Raw genomic sequence first — 19,578 nt, forward strand, 5'->3', positions numbered from 1 at the left:
CGGGCCGCCCCGCCGCAATTCCCTGTTCCGTTCGGTGACACCGGTACGCCTTGGCGCTGCCGGTCCGCTGTGCCTGCATTGTGCCTGCGTTGTGCCGGGTCGCATACCGGTAATCGCCGAAATCAAGCGAAGGATCGAGGATGACTGTCGCGAATTCAGCTCCGGCCGAGGGGCGACTGCTCCGGGCCGGTTATTCGGACGAGACCCGGGAATGGCTGGCGCGGGTGGAGAAGATCGCCCCGCTGGTCGAGGAGAACCGCGAGCGCGGCGACCGGGAGCGGGTCACCCCGCGCCCGGTCTTCGAGGCGCTGCGCGACGCCGGGATCCCGCGGATGTGGGTGTCACGGCAGCTCGGCGGCGGGCAGGTGAGCATCGAGACGGGTTCGGCGGTGATCCAGGCCCTGGCGCAGCTGGACCCGTCCGTCGCCTGGCAGATGGGCGTCCAGGGTGCCATCGGCCGGCTCTCGGACTACCTCCCCGAGCCCACCGCGCGCCGCCTGTTCGAGGAGCACACCGGTTTGGTGGTCGGCGGCGTCAACCCGTCCGGATTCGCCGAGGCCACCGACGGCGGCTTCACCCTCAACGGCGAATGGGCGTTCGCCAGCGGGTCCGCCCACGCCGACTGGCTGGTCTGCGCGGCCTGGGTGACCGAGGGCGGGGAGGTGCGCCGCACCGAGGCCGGCCCGGAGCTGCGCCAGCTCTTCGTCCGCGCCTCGGACGTCGAGATCCGCGACACCTGGCACACGGTCGGCCTGCGCGCGACCGGCAGCAACCACTACCGGGTGGAGAACGTGCGCGTGCCGGTGGAGTACACCGTCGCGGGCGCGGAGATGTACCGCCCGCCGGCGCCGAGGGCGTCCCGGGCCTACGACATCAGCTACTACGACTTCGGCCCGTTCACCTCGGCCTCGACGGCCCTGGGGATCGCGCAGAACGCCGTCGACTCCTTCAAGGAGCTCGCCGCGGGCAAGACCAGGACGGCCGGCAGCAGCACCCTCGCGCAGAGCCACGTCGTCCAGGAGAAGCTGGCCCGGGCGGAGTTCCAGGTGTACGCGGCGCGGGTCCTGCTGCTCGACACCGCCCGCCGGGTCCAGGAGTTCGGCCCGACCGGCGGCGACCCGCTGAGCGCCGTGGCCCGGCTCACCGCCGCCACCGTCGCCGAGCAGGCGGTCGCGGCCGTGGACGCCGCGTACGACCTCGCCGGGGCCACCTCGGTCTACGAGACCAGCCGGCTCGAACGCTGCTTCCGCGACGTCCACTCGGCCGTCAAGCACATCACGCTCTCGCCGACCCACTTCGAGATGGCCGGCCAGTACCTGCTCGGCGGCGGTCTCCAGATGCGGCGGTAGCACCGCGCCACCGTCCTGCCCGTGTCACCGCACCGCCGCTTCGCCGTTCCGCCGCGCCACCGCACCGCCCGTGTCACCGCTGCCCGTGTCACCGCTCCCACCCTCCGCCTTCGGACAACTGAGATGAGGAAACAGGCATGGAGACGATGAAGGCCGTACAGCTTCTGGCCCCGCGCAAACCGGTACTGGCCGAACTGCCCATCCCGAAGACGCCCGCCGACGGGCTGCTCATGAAGACCCGCTGCGTGTCGATCTGCTCCACCGACATCTCCTTCTTCGAGGGCCATCTCTTCCCCTCCGAGTACCCGGTGATCCTCGGTCACGAGTACCTGGGCGAGGTCATCGACATCGGCCCCGAATTCGACCAGCACGGCGCCGACATCGCCGTCGGCGACCGCGTCGTCTACTGGGGCCAGACCGACTTCGGCGGGTTCGCCGAGTACCGCACCGTGCGGCCGATCTTCTCCGGGCAGGTGAAGGAGGACGTCTTCGCCGCCGACCGCAACTTCCACGACGACCACCGGGCCGCGGCGGTGAAGATCCCGCAGGAACTGAGCGACCTGGAGGCGTCGTTCATCGAGCCGGTCACGGGCGCGCTGCGCTCGGTGCTCTCCAACCCGCCGCAGGTCGGTGACCGGGTCCTGATCCTGGGCACCGGCCCGATCGGTGTGATCGCGGGGAGCATCATCCGCCGGCTGCTGGCCCCCAACTCGGTCGTCTCGGTGGACGCCAACCCGGCCCGCAACGAGTTCGCCGAGCAGCAGTTCTCCCAGCGCTCCTACCTGCCGGACGAGTTGATCGAGACCGTCGAGGACGGCGCCTTCGACTACGTCTTCGACGCGCTGCCCACGGTCAAGGTCTCCGACGAGACCAAGGACCCACGCCGGGTGGCGATGCGCAAGCTCCGGGCCGGCGGCCAGTACGTGCTGTACGGGGCCTCGCAGGAGATGCAGAAGTTCGACACCTGGCTGATGCTCGCCAAGGGCATCACCATCCGGTCCGCGCCCTTCGACGTGACCAGCTTCCCGATGCACAAGAGCGCCAATGTGATCGCCTCGGCCATGCAGATGCTGCTGTCGGGCGTGGTGAACGGCAAGGCCCTGCTCTCCACCGTGCACAAGTTCAGCGACTACGACGGTCTGGTGGACATCTTCGAGAACTACCGGAGCACGACCGATCTCAAGACGATCGTCGACTTCCGCTAGGACTTCTCCGAGGCAGCCACCCCCGCCCCGTCCACCGCCGCGATTCCCCGAGAGAGGTACGTCGGATGCACGAGCAGAGGAGCGCGGCGCCGCCCGGCGGGGCCGGACTCGTGGTGGTGGCCAACCGGTTGCCGGTGAGTCTGGAGCGCGACGCGGACGGCACCGAGCGGTGGCGGCACAGCCCGGGCGGGCTGGTCAACGCCCTCGAACCGTTCCTGCGCGCGCACCAGGGGGCCTGGGTGGGCTGGCCCGGCGCGAGCGGTGCGAGCGCGGCGCCGCCCCCGCAGGACGACGGCCTGCGACTGCACCCCGTCGAGCTGACCGCCGAGGACGTCCGCGACTTCTACGAGGGCTTCTCCAACGCGACGCTCTGGCCGCTCTACCACGACGTGGTGATGCCCCCGGAGTACCACCGCCACTGGTGGGACGCCTATGTCCGGGTCAACCGGATCTTCGCGAAGGCCGCCGCCGAGGTCGCCGCCCCCGGGGCCACCGTCTGGGTCCAGGACTACCAGCTCCAGCTGGTGCCCGCGATGCTGCGGGAGCTGCGGCCGGACGTCCGGATCGGGTTCTTCCTGCACATCCCGTTCCCGCCGGTGGAGCTGTTCATGCAGCTCCCCTGGCGCACCGAGATCGTCCGGGGCCTGCTCGGCGCCGACCTGATCGGATTCCAACGCCCGGGCGGTGCAAGGAACTTCCAGTGGCTGGCCGAGCGGCTGGCCGGTCGGCGGCCGGACCGCGAAACCCGTGACCCGGCGGACGGGCCCGGGCGGCTGCGGGTCGGCGGGCGCGGCGTCACGGTGGGTGCCTTCCCGGTCTCGGTGGACGCGGCGGCCCTGGGCCGGCTGGCACGGAGCCCCGGGGTCCGGCGCCGGGCCCGGCAGATCCGCGCCGAACTCGGCAACCCGCGCCGGATCGTGCTCGGCGTGGACCGGCTCGACTACACCAAGGGCATCGACGTCCGGCTCCGGGCCGTGCACGAGATGCTGGCGGCGGGCCGGATCAGGCCGGAGGAGGTGACGATGGTTCAGATCGCCACCCCCAGCCGGGAACGCGTCGACCACTACGTCCGGATGCGGGAGGACATCGAGCGCACGGTGGGGCGGATCAACGGGGAGTTCGGGCGGGTCGGCTACCCGGCCGTGCACTATCTGCACACCTCGGTCGGGCCGGAGGAACTCGTCGCCTTCTACTGCGCGGCCGACGTCATGCTGGTCACGCCGCTGCGGGACGGCATGAACCTGGTCTGCAAGGAGTACGTGGCCTGCCGGTACGACCTCGGCGGCGCCCTGGTGCTCAGCGAGTTCGCCGGTGCCGCAGCCGAGCTGGAGGCGGCGTTCCAGGTCAACCCGCACCACCTGGACGAGGTGAAGTCGGGTCTGGCCCTGGCCCTCGACGTCCCGGCGGAGGAGGGGGCCCGGCGGATGGCGCAGTTGCGCCGGCAGGTGCTCGGCCATGACGTCGGCCACTGGGCGCAGTCCTTCCTGAGCGCCCTCGACGGGACGGCCGGGCCGGCCGGCGGCCCGGCCGCCGCCACGACACCGGCGACCGCGCCGACCGTCCGCGCGCCGTCCCCCGACTCGCCCGCGAGCACGATGACCTGGGGCCCGACGTCCGCTCCCGGCCGCACGACCACGTGACCGGGCCGGCGTCCGCCGCCCGACGGCCCGCGCGCGGGCCCGCTCCTGAACCGACCGAGAACGGAGGCCCCGATGCCCGTCAACCAGGCCGACTTCACCCTGGCGATGTCCCGTGTCCCCTCGCCCGTCACCGTCGCCACGACGGTGGACGCGGCCGGCCGCCACTGGGGCTTCACCGCGAGCTCCTTCACCTCGCTCTCCCTCGACCCGCAGCTCGTCCTGATCTGCCTGGACAAGGCCGCCAGTACCCACGCCGCCTTCCTGGCGGCCGAGCACTTCCTGGTCAACGTCCTGGCGCACGACCAGGCCGAGGTGGCCCGGCGGTTCGCCACCTCGGGCATCGACCGCTTCGCGGCCGGCGACATGGTGCCCTGCGAACTGGGGCTCCCCGGGCTGGCCTCGGCGTCGGCCCGGGTCGCCTGCGCCACCCACCGGATCCTGGACGGCGGCGACCACAGCATCCTGGTCGGCCGGGTGGAGCGGACGCACGCCGGCAGCGGCCCGCCCCTGGTCTACAGCGACCGGGCGTTCACCCGGCCCGAACCGGCCGCCCGGCTGGCCCGGGCCCGGTGACCGGCCCGGTCGCCGCGGTCTGCCCGCTCTGCCTGGTCGGCCTGAACGGCCTGCCGCGCCCGGCCGGGCGACGCCGGTGAAGCGCGTCCGGCTGGCCGTCCTCGGTACCGCCCACGTCCACCTCGCCGACCACCTCGACGTGGTGGCCGCGGACCGGCACACCGAACTGGCCGCCGTCCACCGGGGATCGGGCCCCTGGCCGCCCCGGCTGGCCGGTGTACGGCCGGCGACCGCCGACGAGGCGCTGGCCGGGGCCGATGCCGCACTGGTCGCCTCGACCACGGCCGAACACGGCCCCCTGCTGCGCCGGGTGGCCGCCGCCGGGCTGCCGGTGCTGGTGGAGAAGCCGCTCGCCGGCTCGGCCGCGCAGACCGCCGAACTGCTCGCGGTGCTGGCGTCCGGCGGCCGTCCGGCGACCACCGCGATGTTCCTGCGCTGCGCCCCGGCGTTCGGACGGCTGCGGGCTCTGCTGGCCGCCCGGGCGTTCGGCGAACTGGCCTCGGTGGAAGCCGGGTTCAGCCATCCGGGGCTGCCGGACGGCCTGTTCGACGGCCCGGCCGGCTGGATGCTGGACGCGGCGCACGGCCCGGCCGGAGCCTTCGCCGACCTGGCCGTCCATCTGGTGGACCTGCTCGGCTGGCTGGCGCCCGGGGCCGGCCTGCGGGTGCTCGGGGCGGTGCTCCGGCACCGGCCGGGCCTGGCCGCGGACGTGGGCGGGGCGGCGCTGCTCTCCTGGGGCGGGGTGCCGGTCTCGGTGCGCGCCGGGTGGGCCTCCCGCCCCGGCGGTGTGTCGGTGCGGGTGGAGGGGGAGCGCGGGACGGCCCGGGTGGACGGCGGCCGGCTGACCCTCACCGGCGCGGGTGAGCGGGTGGAGGAGTATCCGCCGCCGCGGGCCGGTGCGGCCCTGGAGGGGTTCCTGGCCGGCCTGCGCGGTGAACGGCGCTGGGCGGCGCCGACCTGCGCCGAGATCCTGCGCGGCGCCCGGGTCATGGACGCGATCGGACGGCGGACTTCCCAAAGTCTCATCGATCCGGCCCCGAGCACCCCACAACCGGCCTGCCATCCTAAATAATACGTATTGTCGTACGGAGCCTGCTCTGGGCGCCGGGAACACAACCGGAGGAGAATCAATGTCTTCGCCCCTATCCCCAACCCCGTTGATGGACCTGACCCTGGGCGTGTACGCGTTCAAGGGGCTGGCGCTGGCGACCGAGCTCGAGGTCTTCACCGAGCTGGCCGGCGGCAAGGGCGTCACCCTGGACGCGTTCGCGCGGCGGCACGGGATCCACGAGCGCCCGGCCGAGCTGCTGCTCACGGCGCTGGTCTCGCTCGACCTGCTGGTCCTCGACGACGAGGGGTTCTACCGCAACTCGGCGGTCTCCGAGGAGTTCCTGGTCAAGGGCAAGCCGCGGTACTTCGGCGGCTGGGTGACGCTGGTCGACAAGCACGAGTACCCGGCCTACATCAAGATGCTGGACTCGCTGCGCGGCAACCACCCGACCACCTGGGACGTGGAGAACCAGAAGTCGCTGTTCCAGCCGGACGACCGGGTGGTCAAGGAGCACTTCTGGGACGCGATGCACTCGCTGTCCGCCTACACGGCCGGCCGGCTCGCGGAGTCGATCGACTTCAGCGGGATCAAGCGGCTGCTGGACGTCGGCGGCGGCGGCGCGGCGTACGACATCGAGCTGTGCCGTCGTCACCCGCACCTGAAGACCACCGTGTTCGACCTGCCGTTCGTCTGCGAGCTCACCAGGCCCCGGGTCGAGGCGGCCGGCCTGGCCGACCGGATCGACTTCGCCAGCGGTGACTTCTTCGAGGTCGGCGGGGTGCCCGGCGGCTACGACGCGATCCTGCTCTCCAACATCCTGCACGACTGGGGCATCGAGGACGCGCGCAAGATCCTGCGGGCCTGCGCAGAGGCGCTGCCCTCCGGCGGTGTGCTGCTGGTGACCGAGTCCTTCGTCGACGACGACAAGCGCGGGCCCGCGCCGGCGGCGCTGATGAGCCTGAACATGCTGGTCGAGACCTGGGGCCGGAACTACACGGCGGCCGAGTACGGGGAGTGGGCGGCCGAGTTCGGGCTCAAGCCCGAGGGCGTCGTCCCGTTCGAGGGCCAGGGCGCCAACGGCGTCTGGGTCGCCCGCAAGCCCTGAGCCACCCCGGTGGCCGCCGCGACCGCTCGCACCCGGTCGCGGGCACCGCACCCCGAAACGCCCGGCCGGTTCTCCCCGGCCGGGCGTTTCGGTGCTGTCCGGCTGTGCTCAGCGCAGCAGCGCGGCGCCGCTGCCGACGGCCGGGTGGACCGGCGGCGGTGACACCTGCGCCGGCCGCCCGTCCGCGAACTCCTTGCGCAGCACCGGGACGACCTCCTCGCCGAGCAGGTCGAGCTGCTCCAGCACGGTCTTCAGCGGCAGCCCGGCGTGGTCCATGTTGAACATCTGCCGCTGGTAGTCGCCGAAGTACTCGCGGAAGCGCAGGGTCTTCTCGATCACCTGCTGCGGGCTGCCGACCGACAGCGGGGTGATGTCCATGAACTCCTCCAGCGACGGGCCGTGCCCGTACACCGGGGCGTTGTCGAAGTACGGCCGGAACTCCCGTACCGCGTCCTGGGAGTTCTTGCGCATGAAGGCCTGGCCGCCGAGGCCGACCACGGCCTGTTCGGGCGTGCCGTGGCCGTTGCGGGCGTAGTGCTCGCGGTAGAGCGCGATCAGCTCCTGGAAGTGCTCCTTGGGCCAGAGGATGTTGCTGGCGAAGAAGCCGTCGCCGTAGTAGCCGGCCTGGATGGCGATCTCGGGGCTGCGGATGGAGCCGTGCCAGACGAACGGCGGGACGCCGTCCAGCGGGCGCGGGGTGGCGGTGAAGGACTGCAGCGGGGTGCGGAAGCGGCCCTCCCAGTCCACCACCTCCTCGCGCCACAGGCGGTGCAGGAGCGCGTAGTTCTCGATCGCGAGCGGGATGCCCAGGCGGATGTCCCGGCCGAACCACGGGTAGACGGGCGCGGTGTTGCCGCGCCCGAGCACCAGGTCGACGCGGCCGTCCGCGAGGTGCTGGAGCATCGCGTAGTCCTCGGCGATCTTCACCGGGTCGTTGGTGGTGATCAGGGTGACGGCGGTGGAGAGGATGATCCGCTCGGTGCGCGCGGCGATGTAGGCGAGCAGGGTGGTGGGAGAGGTCGGCACGTGCGGCGGGTTGTGGTGCTCGCCGGTCGCGAAGACGTCGAGCCCCACCTCCTCCGCCTTGGCGGCGATGGCCACCATCGCCTTGATGCGCTCGTGCTCGGTGGCGGCGCGGCCGGTGGTCGGGTCGGGCGTGCAGTCGCCGACGCTGTAGATCCCGAACTGCATGGGTGTCCTCGCAGGGGTGGCAGTGGCAGGTCGTGACGCGCCGGCCACCCGGCCGCGGGGGCCGTGCGGGGATCCGGTGCGTGGGTTCAGCCGGCGGAGTCGGGCCGGTGGCGGGCCGCCTGGACGGCTTCGTCGTCCAGGGCGCCGGCCAGGATGGCGTCGAGCAGCCCGGGGTAGCGGGCGTCCAGGTCGGTGCGGCGCAGCGAGAGCAGGTTCTCCCGCCCGGACGGTTCCTGCCGGATGACGCCGCTGTCGCGCAGGACGCGCCAGTGGTGCGTCATCGTCGACTTGGCCGTCACGCCGAGGACGTTCAGGACGCTGCCGCAGTTGTGCTCCCCGCCGGCGTCGAGGACCCGGACGACGGCCAGCCGTACCGGGCTGCCCAGGGCCGACAGGACACTCTCGATCCGGATCTGGTCGCGTTCTGGGTGGCGAAAACTCATGCTGCCACAGTACCGCGACAGTCCAACAGTGCTCAGCCCCCACCGGACGCCCTTTCCCCGTCTCGTTCCGTCCCCCGCTCCGGCCGGGGGCCGGAACGAGGTTGCCGAACAGTCCTAGAGTACGCAAAGATACAAACAGTCGTACTCAGGACGGGCATTCCTGCCCGAGATTCCCCCGGCCCCGGGCCGCCCGAGACCGGATCCGAGAAGGGTGCACTCCCATGTCCACTTCGTCCGCGCCCACGGGCCCCGCCCAGGGGGGCGCCCGGCACCTGGGCTGGACCCTGGCGCTGCTGGCACTGGCCCAGCTGATCTACGCGCTGGATCTCAACATCGTGTTCGTCGCCCTGCCCGAGATCGGTTCCGACCTCGGGTTCCCCGGCCAGACCCAGCAGCTCGTGGTCAGCGCCTACGTCGTCTTCGCCGGCGGCTTCCTGCTCTTCGGCGGGCGCGCCGCCGACCTGCTCGGGCGCCGCCGGATGTTCGTGCTGGCCCTCACCGTCTACGCGGTCTCCTCGCTGGCCGGTGGCCTGGCCGGCAACCCCGGCGTGATCATCACGGCCCGGGCGATCCAGGGCATCGGCGGCGCGCTGCTGCTGCCGGCCACGCTCTCCCTGATCAACACCCTGTTCGACGAGGGCCCCAAGCGGAACCGCGCCCTCGCCGTCTGGGGCGGCGCGGGCGCCAGCGGCCTGACCCTCGGCGCGCTGCTCGGCGGCGTCCTCACCGAGAACTTCGGCTGGCCGGCCGTCTTCTACGTCAACGTCCCGCTGGCCGGCCTGGTCGCCCTCGCCGCGCTGTTCGTCATCCCGCGCGACGCGCCCCGCACCGAACGCCGCCGCTTCGACCTGCCCGGCGCCCTGAGCGTCACCGGCGGCTCCACGCTGCTCGTCTTCGCCCTCGTCCAGGGCCCCGAACTCGGCTGGCTCAGCGGCTGGGTGGTCGGCGCGTTCGTCCTCGCGGTGGCCCTGCTCGGGCTCTTCGCGCTGATCGAGACCCGCAGCGCCGACCCGCTGCTGCCCTTCCGCGTCTTCCGCAACCGCAACCTGACCGGGGGAGCGGCCATCACCTTCATCTACATGGCCACCTTCGGCGTGCTGCCCTACTTCCTCACCGTGCTGCTGCAGACCGTCCACGGCTACAGCGCCCTGGAGACCGGCCTCGCCTTCCTCGTCCCGTCCCTGGCGATCGCCATCGGCACCCAGCTCGGTGAACGCCTCACCACCCGCAACGGCCTGCGGCCCACGCTGATCGGCGGCTTCGTGGTCGGCGCCGTCGGCACCGCGGCCCTCGCCTTCGGCTTCGACGCGGACGCCGGCTACCTGGCGCTGCTGCCGGGCCTGATCGTCTCCGGCGTCGGCCAGGGTGTCGTCTGGACCGCGATGTGGATCGCCGCCGCGACCGGCACCCCCGACCACGAGCAGGGCGTCGCCAACGGCGCCGCCTCCACCGCGCTCAACCTCGGCAACGCCATCGGCCTGGCCGTCTTCACCGCCATCGCCGACGCCGGCACCGGCGGCAAGACCGGCCACGACCTGCTCTCCGCCACCGCAGACGGCGAGTTCCTGGTCGTCCTGCTCACCGCGGCCGGGATGCTCCTCGGCCTGCTGATCACCCTCACCCTGCGCGGCGGCCGGGCCCAGCCGCCCGCCGCGCCCACCACCCCGACCGAGGAGGCGCTCGCCGCCCACTGATCTCGGGGCCCGCCGATCTCCGGACGGCGGGCGGTGGACCCGGCCTCCCCGGCGCCGGGCACCGCCCGCCGTCCGGTTGGCGTGCCCGCCCGCCGGGTGCCGCGCGAACCTCCCGAAGTCTCCCCGGATCGTTCCCCGATGATTGCCGACCGTCCGACGATACGAGAGAGTACGTACTGTTCGGTCGGTCCGCCCCCGGCACCGGCCGAGGACCGCCCCGGCCGCCCCGGCCCCGAGGAGACCCCAGATGCGGATAGCCGTCACCGGCTCCATCGCCACCGACCACCTGATGACCTTCGCCGGACGGTTCGCCGACCAGCTGCTGCCGGACCAACTCGCCCACGTCTCACTGTCCTTCCTCGCCGACGACCTCAAGGTCCACCACGGCGGGGCGGCGGCCAACATCGCGTTCGGGCTCGGCCGCCTCGGCCTGGCCCCGCTGCTGGTCGGCGCCGCCGGCACCGACTTCGCCGACTACCGCGCCCGGCTGGACGCCCACGGCGTCGACACCGGCGCCGTCCACGTCAGCGAGACGCTCCACACCGCCCGCTTCGTCTGCACCACCGACGCCGACCAGAACCAGATCGCCACCTTCTACCCCGGCGCCATGTCCGAGGCCCGCCGGATCGACCTCGCGCCGCTCGCGGCCCGCCCCGGCGGCCTCGACCTGGTCCTCGTCGCGCCCGACGACCCCGCCGCGATGCTGCGCCACACCGACGCGTGCCGCGCGCTGGACATCCCCTTCGCGGCCGACCCCTCCCAGCAACTGGCCCGCCTCACCGGGCCGGAGGCCCGCCGGCTCGTCCTCGGCGCGACCCTGCTCTTCACCAACGAGTACGAGGCCGCCCTGCTCCAGCACCGGACCGGCCTGGCCCGCGCGGAGATCCTCGCGCAGGTCGGCACCTGGGTCACCACCCTCGGCCCCGGCGGGGTGACCCTCTCCCAGGACGGCCGGCCCGACCTCACCGTCCCCGCCGTGGAGACCACCGCCGTCGTCGACCCGACCGGCGCGGGCGACGCCTTCCGCAGCGGCTTCCTCACCGGCCTGTCCTGGCAGTGGTCCAGGGAGGCGTCCGCCCGGCTGGGCTGTGCGCTCGCCACCACCGTCCTGGAGTCGGCCGGCAGCCAGGAGTACAAGCTGTCCGCCGCCGACCTCGCCGCCCGCACCGAACGGGCCTACGGGCCGCGGGCCGCCGACGCGCTGCGCCGGCGCCTGGAGGACGTCCTGTGACGTGCCGCCACGCCCACCGCACGCCCCGGACGCCCTGAGCCGGGACCTGGCCGACCGCGTCGGCGTTCCGGCCAGGGCCCGCCGGGCCCACAGCACAGCACACGGGGCCCGCCCGCCGCAGCGGACGGGCCCCGTGTGCTGTGCTGTGGGCCCGGCGGTGCTCAGGGAGCCGGCGGACCGGCGTCCGCGGCCCCCGGAACGGCCACGCCGAGCCCGCCGAGCAGGCGCGACCGCAGCCGCCCGAACTCCGGATCGGTGACCTCGCGCGGGCGGGGGAGCCCGACCCGGACCTCGTCCGCGATGCCACCGTCGGCCATCAGCAGCGCCCGGTCGGCGAGCAGCAGCGCCTCGTCCACGTCGTGGGTCACGAAGAGGACGGCGGGCCGGTGGAGCCGCCAGAGGTCGATCACCAGATGCTGGGCCTTCAGCCTGGTCAGCGCGTCCAGGGCGCCGAACGGCTCGTCGAGCAGCAGCAGATCGGGGCGGCGGACCAGGGCACGGGCGAGCGAGACACGCTGCGCCTCGCCGCCGGAGAGGTCCTTGGGCCAGGCATCGGCGCGGTGGCCGAGACCGACCTCGGCCAGGGCCCGGTCGGCGACGGCGCGGTCGGCGCGGCCCGGCAGACCCAGCACCACATTGCGCCAGACCCGCTTCCAGGGCATCAGCCGGGGTGCCTGGAAGGCCACGGCCCGCCGCTCGGCGACCTCGGCCTCCCCCTCGACCTCGGGGTCGAGACCGGCCAGCACCCGCAGCAGGGTGCTCTTGCCGCAGCCGCTGGCGCCGAGCAGGGCCACGAACTCGCCGTGCGCCAGTTCGAGGTCCAGATGGTCGATGACGGCGCGTTCGCCGAACCGCCGGACCAGACCGCGCACCCGGGCCGCCGGGGGAGCGGCGGTCCGGGCGTCGGGGCCGACGGCCGGCGGTGCGGTCGTCAGGTGCCGCTGAAGGCCGGTCGCCATGACAGCAGGGTCCTTTCCAGGAGGCGGACGAGGACATCGGCGCCGAGGCCGAGAAACGCGTAGACGACGAGGGCGACCACGACGATGTCCGTCCGGTAGACCTCGCGGGCGTGCGTGATCAGATAGCCGATGCCGCTCTGCGCGTTGACCTGCTCGGCGAAGACGAGGGCGAGCCAGGCGGAGCCGAGCGCGTAGCGCAGGCCGACCAGGGTGCCGGCCGCGGCGCCCGGCAGGATGACGTGGCGGACCATGGCCGGCCGGCCCAGGCCCAGCGTGCGGGCGGCCTCGACGAGCGTGGTGTCCACGTTGCGGATGCCCGCGTAGACGTTGAGATAGAGCGGGAAGGCCACCGCGAACGCCACCAGGGCGATCTTGGGCTGCTCGTCGATGCCGAACCAGATGATGAACAGCGGGATCATCCCGGCCCAGGGCAGGGTGCGGAGCATCTGCATGGGGGCGTCGACCAGGTCCTCGCCGAGCCGGGACAGGCCCGCCGCCAGCGCCAGCAGCAGCCCCAGGGCGCCGCCGATGGCCAGACCGAGGGCGACCCTGCGCAGCGAGGAGACCATCGCCTCGCCGAGCGAGCCGTCACCGATCAGGTCGCCGAAGGTCCCGGCCATCGCCCACGGCGAGGGCAGCACGTCCGGGGCCAGCACACCGGCGGCCGAAGCGAGTTGCCAGAGCGCCAGGAGCAGCACGGGGCCGGACGCCTTGCGCAGCCAGCGCGGCGGGGCCGGCACCCGGCGCCGGGCCCGTGCCGCGGCGGGGCGCAGGACGGGAGCGGAGGTCTCGGTCACGAGTGGCTCCCGGAGGGCGTGGCCGGCCCGGGTGAGGCGCCGGCGGCCGCGGCGACCCTGGCCAGTTCGTCGGTGATGACGGCGTCGAAGCCGGGCTCGATCCGGTCGGCGATCCGGTAGCTCTGCTTGATCTGGTTCTGGCCGCGGAAGTAGTCGATCTCGTCCTGCCAGCCCGCCTGGATACCGGCGTCGGCCGGCTGGAGCTGCGCCTCGGACCGGTCGGCGGCCAGCTTCGCCGAGTCCGCCGGGATCTGGGCGAGCTTGGACAACTCGTCGGCCCACTGCCCGCGGTGGCTGTTGACCCAGGCGAAGGCGCGCACCGAACGGCGGGCCAGGTCCTCCAGCGCGGCCCGCTTGGCGGGGTCGGAGGTGGCGCGGGCCGAGGCGTACAGGGCGCTGTAGGTCTGGAGGTCCTGGCCGAGTTCGTGGATGATCCGGGCGTCGTTGTGGAGCTGGGCCACGGCGGCGTTCGGGTCCCAGATGACGAAGGCCGCCACGTCACCGGAGTTGAAGGCGGCCAGGCCGTCGGTCGTGGTGAGGTTGACCGCGTTCACGTCGGACCACTTCAGGCCGGCCGCCTCCAGCGACCTGGCGAACTGGTAGTGCTGCGCGGTGTAGAAGGGGACGGCGACCTTCTTGCCCCGGAGGCCGGCCAGATCGGTGACCGGCGAGTCCTTCTTCACCAGGACGACGGTGCCGCCGCTGCGGTGCTGGGCGACCGCGCCGAGCAGCCTGATGTCGGCGCCGTTGCCGATGGCGAACAGCACGCCCGTCTCGCCGCCCTGGGCGACGTCCACCTTGCCGGCCTTGAGGGCCTCGACCAGGGTGGGCGTCGAGTCGAAGTCGGCCCAGTTGATGCGGTACGGGGCGCCCCGGTCCTCCCCGGACGCGATCAGGAGCCGCTTCAGGCAGGCCTTGCACGGCGATCCGATGGTCAGGGTCACCTGGGCGGCCTCGGCGGTGCCGCCGCCCGCGGAGCCGCCACTGGCGCAGGCGGTGAGCAGGACGGCCAGGAGCAGGGCGGTCAGGACGGCGGCCGGCCGCCGCGGCTGCCGCTGCGGACGGGGGGTGGTGCGATGGGCGCGCAAGGGGATCCTCCGGGTGAGGGGTGGTGCGGGGCGTCGGGTGGCACCGGCGGACGGCCGGGCGCGGTCAGGGCCGGGGCCGCAGGCCCAGCGCGGGGGCGACCCGGGTGGCGATGGCCTCCAACGCGCCGACGGCGCTGCCGAAGGACGGCAGCCCCGGCTGGAACTGCACGATCAGGTCGGTGGCGAGGGCGAGCGCGGGGTCGGCGGCCAGGCCGGCCGTGACGGCCTCCACCGGGCCGGCGTGGATGTCGTGGCGGCGCAGCAGCGCGTCGTCGTCCGACTCGGTGGCGGCCAGGTCCCTGCCGGCCCACTCCGTCGCCGCCTGGGCCAGCCAGGACCGGGCGCCGGGGGCGAGGTCCCGGACGGCGGTGGCGCGGTCCGCCACCGGGTAGACGGTGCGGGAGACGCCGAGCCTCGGCCGGGTGCCGCGGCTGGTGTCGAACTTTTTGAAGTACGCCTCGGCCGTGGGCACTTGCGCCTCGCCGACGGGCGAGGACGGGTCGGTGGTGGTGCGGGAGAGCAGCAGCCCGTGGCCGGCCGCGGCGGCCAGGCGGGCGCGTTCGGTCCCGGAGACGGCGGCCTGCCAGATCCGGTCGGCCAGGCCGGGGGCGGGCGGGTGCAGCGGGGCGCCGCCGGGCAGCGGGCCGCCGCGCAGCGTGTCCTCCAGCACCCGGGCGGCTCGCTCCTGGTCGGCCCGGCGCTGCTCGAAGTCCCGCCCGAAGGCCTCGAAGGACGGCCGGTGGGCGCCACTGCCGATGCCCAGCTCGATCCGCCCGCCGCTGAGCAGGTCGGCCTGGGCGGCGTCCTCGGCGACCCGGACCGGGTCCTCCAGCGGAAGGGTGACGACGGCCGTGCCGAGGCGGATCCGGTGGGTGCGCGCGGCCACGGCCGCCAGGAAGACGAACGGGGACGGGACCACCCCGCTCTCCGCGCCGAGGTGGTGCTGGGCGATCCAGAAGGAGTCGTAGCCGAGCTCCTCGGCGACGACGGCCAGCCGCAGGTGCTGGTCGAGCACCGTGCGGGGGTCGCCCTGCCCGGCGACGTGGACCAGCAGCCCGAGCCGTTCCAGCCCGGGCCGTTCCAGGCCGGTCCGTTCGAGGCCGGGGCGTTCCCTGGTCGCGGCGTTCGCGTTGGTGGCCATTACGCTCCTCCGTCCGGGCGCGCGGCATCGCCGGAGAGCGTGTGCACGACCTCGCCGGTGACCTTCTGCGGTTCGCGCAGCAGGTTGTAGATCGGGCAGTTGCGTTCGACGGAGGCGTGCAGCTCCTCGATCCGGGCACGGGTGGCCGGTGAGGTGACGCGCACGGTGTAGCGGATGTTGTGCGGGTAGATCGGGACGTCCTCGAAGCCGGGTGTGCCCGCGCGGCCGTCGTGCTCCGCCGCCACCTCGACGGTCAGGGCGTCCAGCGGGATCCGCAGGTCGGAGGCCTGGATGAGGTAGATGTGGGTGAGGCAGCTGGACAGCACGCCCAGCTGGAGCTCGGGCGAGGTGGGCCCGAGGTCGTAGCCGGCGAAGTCCAGCGGGGAGTCGCTGATGACGGTGTGCTCGCGGATGCGGATCCGGCGGACGCCGCTGCGGTGCTCGGCCGTGGTGCGGACCCGCAGGGTGGGCGCGGGCGCGGTGGCGTCGGCGGCCCCGTCGCGTTTCGCCAGCAGGGCGGCGCGCTTGACGGTGAGGTACTCGCGCAGGCCGGGTTGTGGGTCCGGGGCGGTCTCCAGGAGGGGTTCGGGGGCGTTCGGGCGCGTGGTCGCGGTCATGTCCGTCCTTGCGCGATGGAGGAGTTCGGTGATCGGAGGTGATCGGGCAGTTCGGTGATCAGGGGTCCGAAGAGGCGTGGATCCGGTTCGGGGGACGACCCCCGCACGGTCGCGACGGGGCGGCGGTGCGCATGCGGCCGTGGCACGGCCGTGGCGGTGCGGCGGTGCGTACGGGCGGGATCCGCGGGGGAGCGGCGGAGGGGGAGAGGGGGGCGCGCCGAGACGAGAGGGTCAGCCGCGCGCGGGACACAGGGCACTGGCGACGCGACAGAAGTCGACGTGGCCGCGAATGCTCTGGTCGGGATGCACGGGACGAATCTAGGAGTGAATCTGAAAGGCTGTCAATCCTCTTCCCCAAAAGGCCAATTAGTTGTGACGTTGGGGAGATCGGGGCAAGCCGGGCCGGTGGGACCGGCTCTGTGCGGCCCCGTCGGCGACGCCGGCCGGAGGGCCGGACGGGATTATGGCGGGGTCGGGTCAAACCGCTCTCCGGCCCGCCGCCCGGCCGGTGGAGTATCCCAACGCGACAATGGCAGCTGGCAATTGACAATGCATCGCTTTGTGTTCCAAGGTTCAGGCATGAAGACGCCGACGCGCCTGACCGCGCGGCGCCACGTGGACCTGATGCGCGTGGCCTCCGCAGGCTGTCACTGACCGTCCGGGCCCCTGCGCCCGGGCCGCCCGGCCGTCGCGCCGCCCCGAGCGCGACGGCGCCGGCCGCCCCCTGCCCCGAGAGTCACCAGCGCGGTGCGCCCTTTCTGCGCGCCCGTGCCGTCCCCGCGGCCACCGTCTGCCGCCGAACCTCCGGGAGAACGAACGCGATGAGCCTGCGACTGGGTTTCCTGACCCACGTCAACTCCGACGACGGCGGCCCGGCCACGGCCTCCGAACTGTACCGCCGAACCACAGAACTCTTCGTTGTCGCAGAGGAGTTGGGATACGACAGCGGCTGGGTCGCGCAGCACCACTTCGCCTCCTCGGCCGGCCGCCTACCCGCCCCGCTGGTGCTGCTCGGCGCCATCGCCCAGCACACCCGCACCATCCGGCTCGGCACCGCCGTCCTGCTGATCGCCGTGGAGAACCCCGTCCGGGTCGCCGAGGACGCGGCCGTTCTCGACGCCCTCAGCGACGGGCGCCTGCACCTGGGTCTCGGCACCGGAGGCGACCCGCGGACCTTCACCGCCTTCGGGGTGGACCCGGAGCGGCGCCGCGAGCAGTACGCCGAGGCGGTGTCCCTGCTCCGGGCCACCCTGGCCGGCCGGCCGCTGCCCGGCGGGGGCCGGCTGGAGCCCGAGCGCCCGGAACTCCTCGACCGGCTCTGGCAGTCCACCACCGGTGCGGAAAGCGCGGCCCGGATCTCCGCCGAACACGACGGCCTGCTGCTGGCCAAGGCCGCCTTTCGGACGGAACTCCCCACCGGTCAGGCCCAGTTGCCGTTGGTCCAGAGCTATCTCGACGGCTGGCGCGGCTCCGGCCCGCCCCGGATCGGGGTCTCCCGGACGGTCTATCCGGCCGTCGACCGGCGGACCGCCGTCGCCCAGCTGCGGGAGGGCGTGATCGACAACGTCGACCAGAGTGTCGGCGCCGGTCTCTTCCCGCCGGTGACCTCGCTGGACGGCTACCTCGCCCGCGCCCATGTGCACGCGGGCCACCCGGACGAGGTGGTCGCCTCGCTGCGGCGCGACGAGGTCGTCCCGCACGCGAGCGAGCTGATCGTGCAGACCCACCCCGGCCGGCTCGGCCACGACCAGACCATCGCGGCCCTGGAACTGATCGCCACCCGGGTCGCCCCGCACCTGGGCTGGCGGCGGGCCGAGCCGAGGCGGCCGGCCGTCCGGACCGGCGCGGCCTGACCTGCGGGCCGCCGTCCACGGGCGGCCACGACGGCCGTCGCCGGTGACGGCCACCGACGGGCGGCTCCGGCGGATCCTTCGCCGAGCCGGACCGCGGACCCACCGAACGTCCCCCACCGCACCCACTGGAGCGCCGATGACCTCCACCGCCCCCGGCGGCACCACGAACGCCGGTACCGACGAAGCCGACGAAGCCGACGAGCGAGGCGCCGACCTGATCGCCGCTCTCGTCCCCCATCCCGCGGACGGCCCGCTGGCCGCCGCCCGGGCCCAGCGCCCCGACGTGGTCAGCGGGACCCAGGACAGTTACACCGCGCTGTTCGACCCGCGGCTCGCGCAGACCACGCTGACCACCGTCGAACGGCTCCAGGCCGCCCTGCGGGTGGCCACCCTGCACGACGGCGGTCCGGCCACCCGCCGGCTGGCCGGGCACTACCGGGCCGCACTGGTCGCGACCGGTGCCCCCGAGGCGTTCGTCGACGCCGCCGCGACCGGAGCCGGCCGGGCCGACCGGGGTGCCCCCGGCGACCGCTCCGCCGCGCTGCTGGACCACGCCACCCTGCTCGCCCGTGCGCCGCTCGCCGCGACCGCCGACCACCACCGCCGGCTGGCCGACGCGGGCCTGAGCGCCGACGAGGCCGTGACCCTCTCCCAGGTCGCCGCCTACGTCTCCTACCAGGCCCGCCTGGTGCACGGCCTGGACCTGCTCGCCCAGCACCCCGGGCCGGGCCAGGACGGACCGGCGGGCCCGGTCCCGGACGGTGCCGAACTGCCCGAGGGCGAGATCCCGTTCACCCTCGACACGCTGGAATGGGACCCCTGGCTGCCCCCGCTCGACCCGGACTGGGCCACCGAGGAGCAGTCCGCCGGCCTGGCCGCCTCGCCCGACGCGAGCTGGCCCTACTTCCGTCTGCTGGCCCGCGATCCGCACATCCTGCGGCACCGCACCAGCACCGACCGGGGCATCTTCCGCGGTGCGGGAGGCCTGCCGCGCGCCGAGCGGGAACTGGCCGCGACGGTGGCCTCGCGGGTCAACGGCTGCGTGTTCTGCGCCTCCGTGCACAGCCGGCTGGCCGCCCGGCTGGCCGACCGCCGCACCGACGTCCAGCGCCTGCTCGACCACGGCCCCCGGGCCGGCTTCGGAGCGCGCTGGGACGCGCTGGTCGCCTTCGCGGCGCGCCTCAGCACCACCGCGCCGACGGCCGACGCCGGCGATCTGGCCCGGCTGCGGGCCCTCGGCCTCTCCGAACTGGAGATCGTGGACCTGGTCCAGGCGACCGCCTTCTTCGCCTGGGCCAACCGCCTCATGCTCACCCTCGGCGAGCCCCGGCGGGTGCCGCACGCCGCCTGACCCGCGCCGCCCGACCCGCCGGCCCCGGGCCAGGACCTCCTCGACGACGGCCACGACGCTGTCGTGGAACCCGGGGCCGCTCCGGACCGGGGGGGGGCTCCTCCGGGCCGAGGTGGTCGGCGACCAGGCGCCCGACCGGGTCGGCACACCGGTGCCGCCAGTCGTCCACGGTCACACGTCCACGGCCCCCGCGCAGCTTGGGTTCTAACGGTCCTCGCAACACCCGCGATCTGTGGGAGTTGCGAGGGCCGTGGCTGTTGGACGCGATGATCTTTCGGGTTTGAGGGAGC

Annotated in this window: 18 protein-coding genes; 11 read left to right on the forward strand and 7 right to left on the reverse strand. The window is 73.8% G+C overall.

Features of this window, described 5'->3' with window-relative positions; translation table 11 throughout:
- Positions 1-140 precede the first annotated feature (140 nt).
- The 6 genes from ACIQIB_RS23475 to ACIQIB_RS23500 all read left to right on the forward strand — a co-directional run bounded on the left by ACIQIB_RS23475 (position 141) and on the right by ACIQIB_RS23500 (position 6,923).
- The gene (locus tag ACIQIB_RS23475) at positions 141-1,349 is read left to right on the forward strand and encodes an acyl-CoA dehydrogenase family protein (RefSeq protein ID WP_363608453.1); all 1,209 of its coding nucleotides are present in this window, start codon (positions 141-143) and stop codon (positions 1,347-1,349) included.
- A gap of 137 nt (positions 1,350-1,486) precedes the next feature.
- Positions 1,487-2,554 (forward strand): zinc-binding dehydrogenase, encoded by a 1,068-nt coding sequence (locus ACIQIB_RS23480; protein ID WP_400760289.1) that lies wholly within the window; start codon positions 1,487-1,489, stop codon positions 2,552-2,554.
- Between the two features lie 65 nt (positions 2,555-2,619).
- The gene (locus ACIQIB_RS23485; protein ID WP_400760292.1) at positions 2,620-4,194 is read left to right on the forward strand and encodes a trehalose-6-phosphate synthase; all 1,575 of its coding nucleotides are present in this window, start codon (positions 2,620-2,622) and stop codon (positions 4,192-4,194) included.
- 72 nt (positions 4,195-4,266) lie between these two features.
- Positions 4,267-4,767, forward strand: coding sequence for a flavin reductase family protein (locus ACIQIB_RS23490; protein ID WP_400650756.1), 501 nt, complete (start codon positions 4,267-4,269; stop codon positions 4,765-4,767).
- A gap of 76 nt (positions 4,768-4,843) precedes the next feature.
- Positions 4,844-5,839, forward strand: a complete 996-nt coding sequence (locus tag ACIQIB_RS23495) for a Gfo/Idh/MocA family oxidoreductase (RefSeq protein WP_363608461.1) — start codon at positions 4,844-4,846, stop codon at positions 5,837-5,839.
- A gap of 88 nt (positions 5,840-5,927) precedes the next feature.
- Positions 5,928-6,923, forward strand: coding sequence for a methyltransferase (locus tag ACIQIB_RS23500; protein ID WP_400760296.1), 996 nt, complete (start codon positions 5,928-5,930; stop codon positions 6,921-6,923).
- A gap of 108 nt (positions 6,924-7,031) precedes the next feature.
- Here ACIQIB_RS23500 and ACIQIB_RS23505 read toward each other — a convergent pair whose 3' ends face one another.
- Both ACIQIB_RS23505 and ACIQIB_RS23510 read right to left on the reverse strand, forming a co-directional pair.
- Positions 7,032-8,114: an LLM class flavin-dependent oxidoreductase gene (locus ACIQIB_RS23505; RefSeq protein ID WP_363608465.1), complete on the reverse strand. Its 1,083-nt coding sequence runs from the start codon at positions 8,112-8,114 to the stop codon at positions 7,032-7,034.
- Between the two features lie 86 nt (positions 8,115-8,200).
- Entirely contained in the window at positions 8,201-8,557 is a 357-nt protein-coding gene (locus ACIQIB_RS23510) for a helix-turn-helix domain-containing protein (RefSeq protein ID WP_363608467.1), read from the reverse strand.
- Between the two features lie 221 nt (positions 8,558-8,778).
- Here ACIQIB_RS23510 and ACIQIB_RS23515 point away from each other — a divergent pair, with 221 nt between their 5' ends.
- Positions 8,779-10,251 (forward strand): MFS transporter, encoded by a 1,473-nt coding sequence (locus tag ACIQIB_RS23515; protein ID WP_400760300.1) that lies wholly within the window; start codon positions 8,779-8,781, stop codon positions 10,249-10,251.
- 247 nt (positions 10,252-10,498) lie between these two features.
- Positions 10,499-11,482, forward strand: a complete 984-nt coding sequence (locus ACIQIB_RS23520) for a carbohydrate kinase family protein (protein WP_363608471.1) — start codon at positions 10,499-10,501, stop codon at positions 11,480-11,482.
- A 161-nt stretch (positions 11,483-11,643) separates the two neighbouring features.
- On the opposite strand, the gene ACIQIB_RS23525 is transcribed toward ACIQIB_RS23520, so the two are convergent.
- From ACIQIB_RS23525 to ACIQIB_RS23545, 5 genes are all read right to left on the reverse strand, one after another.
- On the reverse strand, positions 11,644-12,441 hold the full coding sequence (locus tag ACIQIB_RS23525) for an ABC transporter ATP-binding protein (protein WP_363608473.1): 798 nt from the start codon (positions 12,439-12,441) through the stop codon (positions 11,644-11,646).
- Positions 12,414-13,238 (reverse strand): ABC transporter permease subunit, encoded by an 825-nt coding sequence (locus tag ACIQIB_RS23530; protein ID WP_400650743.1) that lies wholly within the window; start codon positions 13,236-13,238, stop codon positions 12,414-12,416. Before ACIQIB_RS23530 ends, ACIQIB_RS23525 begins: the two co-directional genes overlap by 28 nt.
- Positions 13,235-14,326, reverse strand: a complete 1,092-nt coding sequence (locus tag ACIQIB_RS23535) for an ABC transporter substrate-binding protein (protein WP_400760303.1) — start codon at positions 14,324-14,326, stop codon at positions 13,235-13,237. The genes ACIQIB_RS23530 and ACIQIB_RS23535 overlap by 4 nt, the downstream gene beginning before the upstream one ends.
- Positions 14,327-14,390: 64 nt before the next feature.
- On the reverse strand, positions 14,391-15,467 hold the full coding sequence (locus ACIQIB_RS23540) for an LLM class flavin-dependent oxidoreductase (RefSeq protein WP_400760305.1): 1,077 nt from the start codon (positions 15,465-15,467) through the stop codon (positions 14,391-14,393).
- A complete protein-coding gene (locus tag ACIQIB_RS23545; protein WP_363608479.1) occupies positions 15,467-16,084 on the reverse strand; it encodes an OsmC family protein in 618 nt (205 codons plus the stop codon). The genes ACIQIB_RS23540 and ACIQIB_RS23545 overlap by 1 nt, the downstream gene beginning before the upstream one ends.
- A gap of 579 nt (positions 16,085-16,663) precedes the next feature.
- Between ACIQIB_RS23545 and ACIQIB_RS23550 the strand changes: the two genes are divergently transcribed.
- The 3 genes from ACIQIB_RS23550 to ACIQIB_RS23560 all read left to right on the forward strand — a co-directional run bounded on the left by ACIQIB_RS23550 (position 16,664) and on the right by ACIQIB_RS23560 (position 19,288).
- Positions 16,664-16,738, forward strand: a complete 75-nt coding sequence (locus ACIQIB_RS23550; RefSeq protein WP_363608505.1) for a putative leader peptide — start codon at positions 16,664-16,666, stop codon at positions 16,736-16,738.
- 167 nt (positions 16,739-16,905) lie between these two features.
- Positions 16,906-17,937 (forward strand): LLM class flavin-dependent oxidoreductase, encoded by a 1,032-nt coding sequence (locus tag ACIQIB_RS23555; protein WP_400760307.1) that lies wholly within the window; start codon positions 16,906-16,908, stop codon positions 17,935-17,937.
- 136 nt (positions 17,938-18,073) lie between these two features.
- Positions 18,074-19,288: a CMD domain-containing protein gene (locus ACIQIB_RS23560; RefSeq protein ID WP_400760309.1), complete on the forward strand. Its 1,215-nt coding sequence runs from the start codon at positions 18,074-18,076 to the stop codon at positions 19,286-19,288.
- Positions 19,289-19,578 lie beyond the last annotated feature (290 nt).

The sequence above is a fragment of the Kitasatospora sp. NPDC092286 genome, assembly GCF_044755565.1.
Lineage (GTDB): Bacteria > Actinomycetota > Actinomycetes > Streptomycetales > Streptomycetaceae > Kitasatospora.

Coding starts and splice junctions, on each gene's coding strand:
- ACIQIB_RS23525 (WP_363608473.1), bottom strand. CDS start 12,441: ATGGCGACCGGCCTTCAGCGGCACCTGACGACCGCACCGCCGGCCGTC.
- ACIQIB_RS23560 (WP_400760309.1), top strand. CDS start 18,074: ATGACCTCCACCGCCCCCGGCGGCACCACGAACGCCGGTACCGACGAA.
- ACIQIB_RS23510 (WP_363608467.1), bottom strand. CDS start 8,557: ATGAGTTTTCGCCACCCAGAACGCGACCAGATCCGGATCGAGAGTGTC.
- ACIQIB_RS23500 (WP_400760296.1), top strand. CDS start 5,928: ATGGACCTGACCCTGGGCGTGTACGCGTTCAAGGGGCTGGCGCTGGCG.
- ACIQIB_RS23490 (WP_400650756.1), top strand. CDS start 4,267: ATGCCCGTCAACCAGGCCGACTTCACCCTGGCGATGTCCCGTGTCCCC.
- ACIQIB_RS23540 (WP_400760305.1), bottom strand. CDS start 15,467: ATGGCCACCAACGCGAACGCCGCGACCAGGGAACGCCCCGGCCTCGAA.
- ACIQIB_RS23505 (WP_363608465.1), bottom strand. CDS start 8,114: ATGCAGTTCGGGATCTACAGCGTCGGCGACTGCACGCCCGACCCGACC.
- ACIQIB_RS23515 (WP_400760300.1), top strand. CDS start 8,779: ATGTCCACTTCGTCCGCGCCCACGGGCCCCGCCCAGGGGGGCGCCCGG.
- ACIQIB_RS23555 (WP_400760307.1), top strand. CDS start 16,906: ATGAGCCTGCGACTGGGTTTCCTGACCCACGTCAACTCCGACGACGGC.
- ACIQIB_RS23545 (WP_363608479.1), bottom strand. CDS start 16,084: ATGACCGCGACCACGCGCCCGAACGCCCCCGAACCCCTCCTGGAGACC.
- ACIQIB_RS23480 (WP_400760289.1), top strand. CDS start 1,487: ATGGAGACGATGAAGGCCGTACAGCTTCTGGCCCCGCGCAAACCGGTA.
- ACIQIB_RS23520 (WP_363608471.1), top strand. CDS start 10,499: ATGCGGATAGCCGTCACCGGCTCCATCGCCACCGACCACCTGATGACC.
- ACIQIB_RS23485 (WP_400760292.1), top strand. CDS start 2,620: ATGCACGAGCAGAGGAGCGCGGCGCCGCCCGGCGGGGCCGGACTCGTG.
- ACIQIB_RS23475 (WP_363608453.1), top strand. CDS start 141: ATGACTGTCGCGAATTCAGCTCCGGCCGAGGGGCGACTGCTCCGGGCC.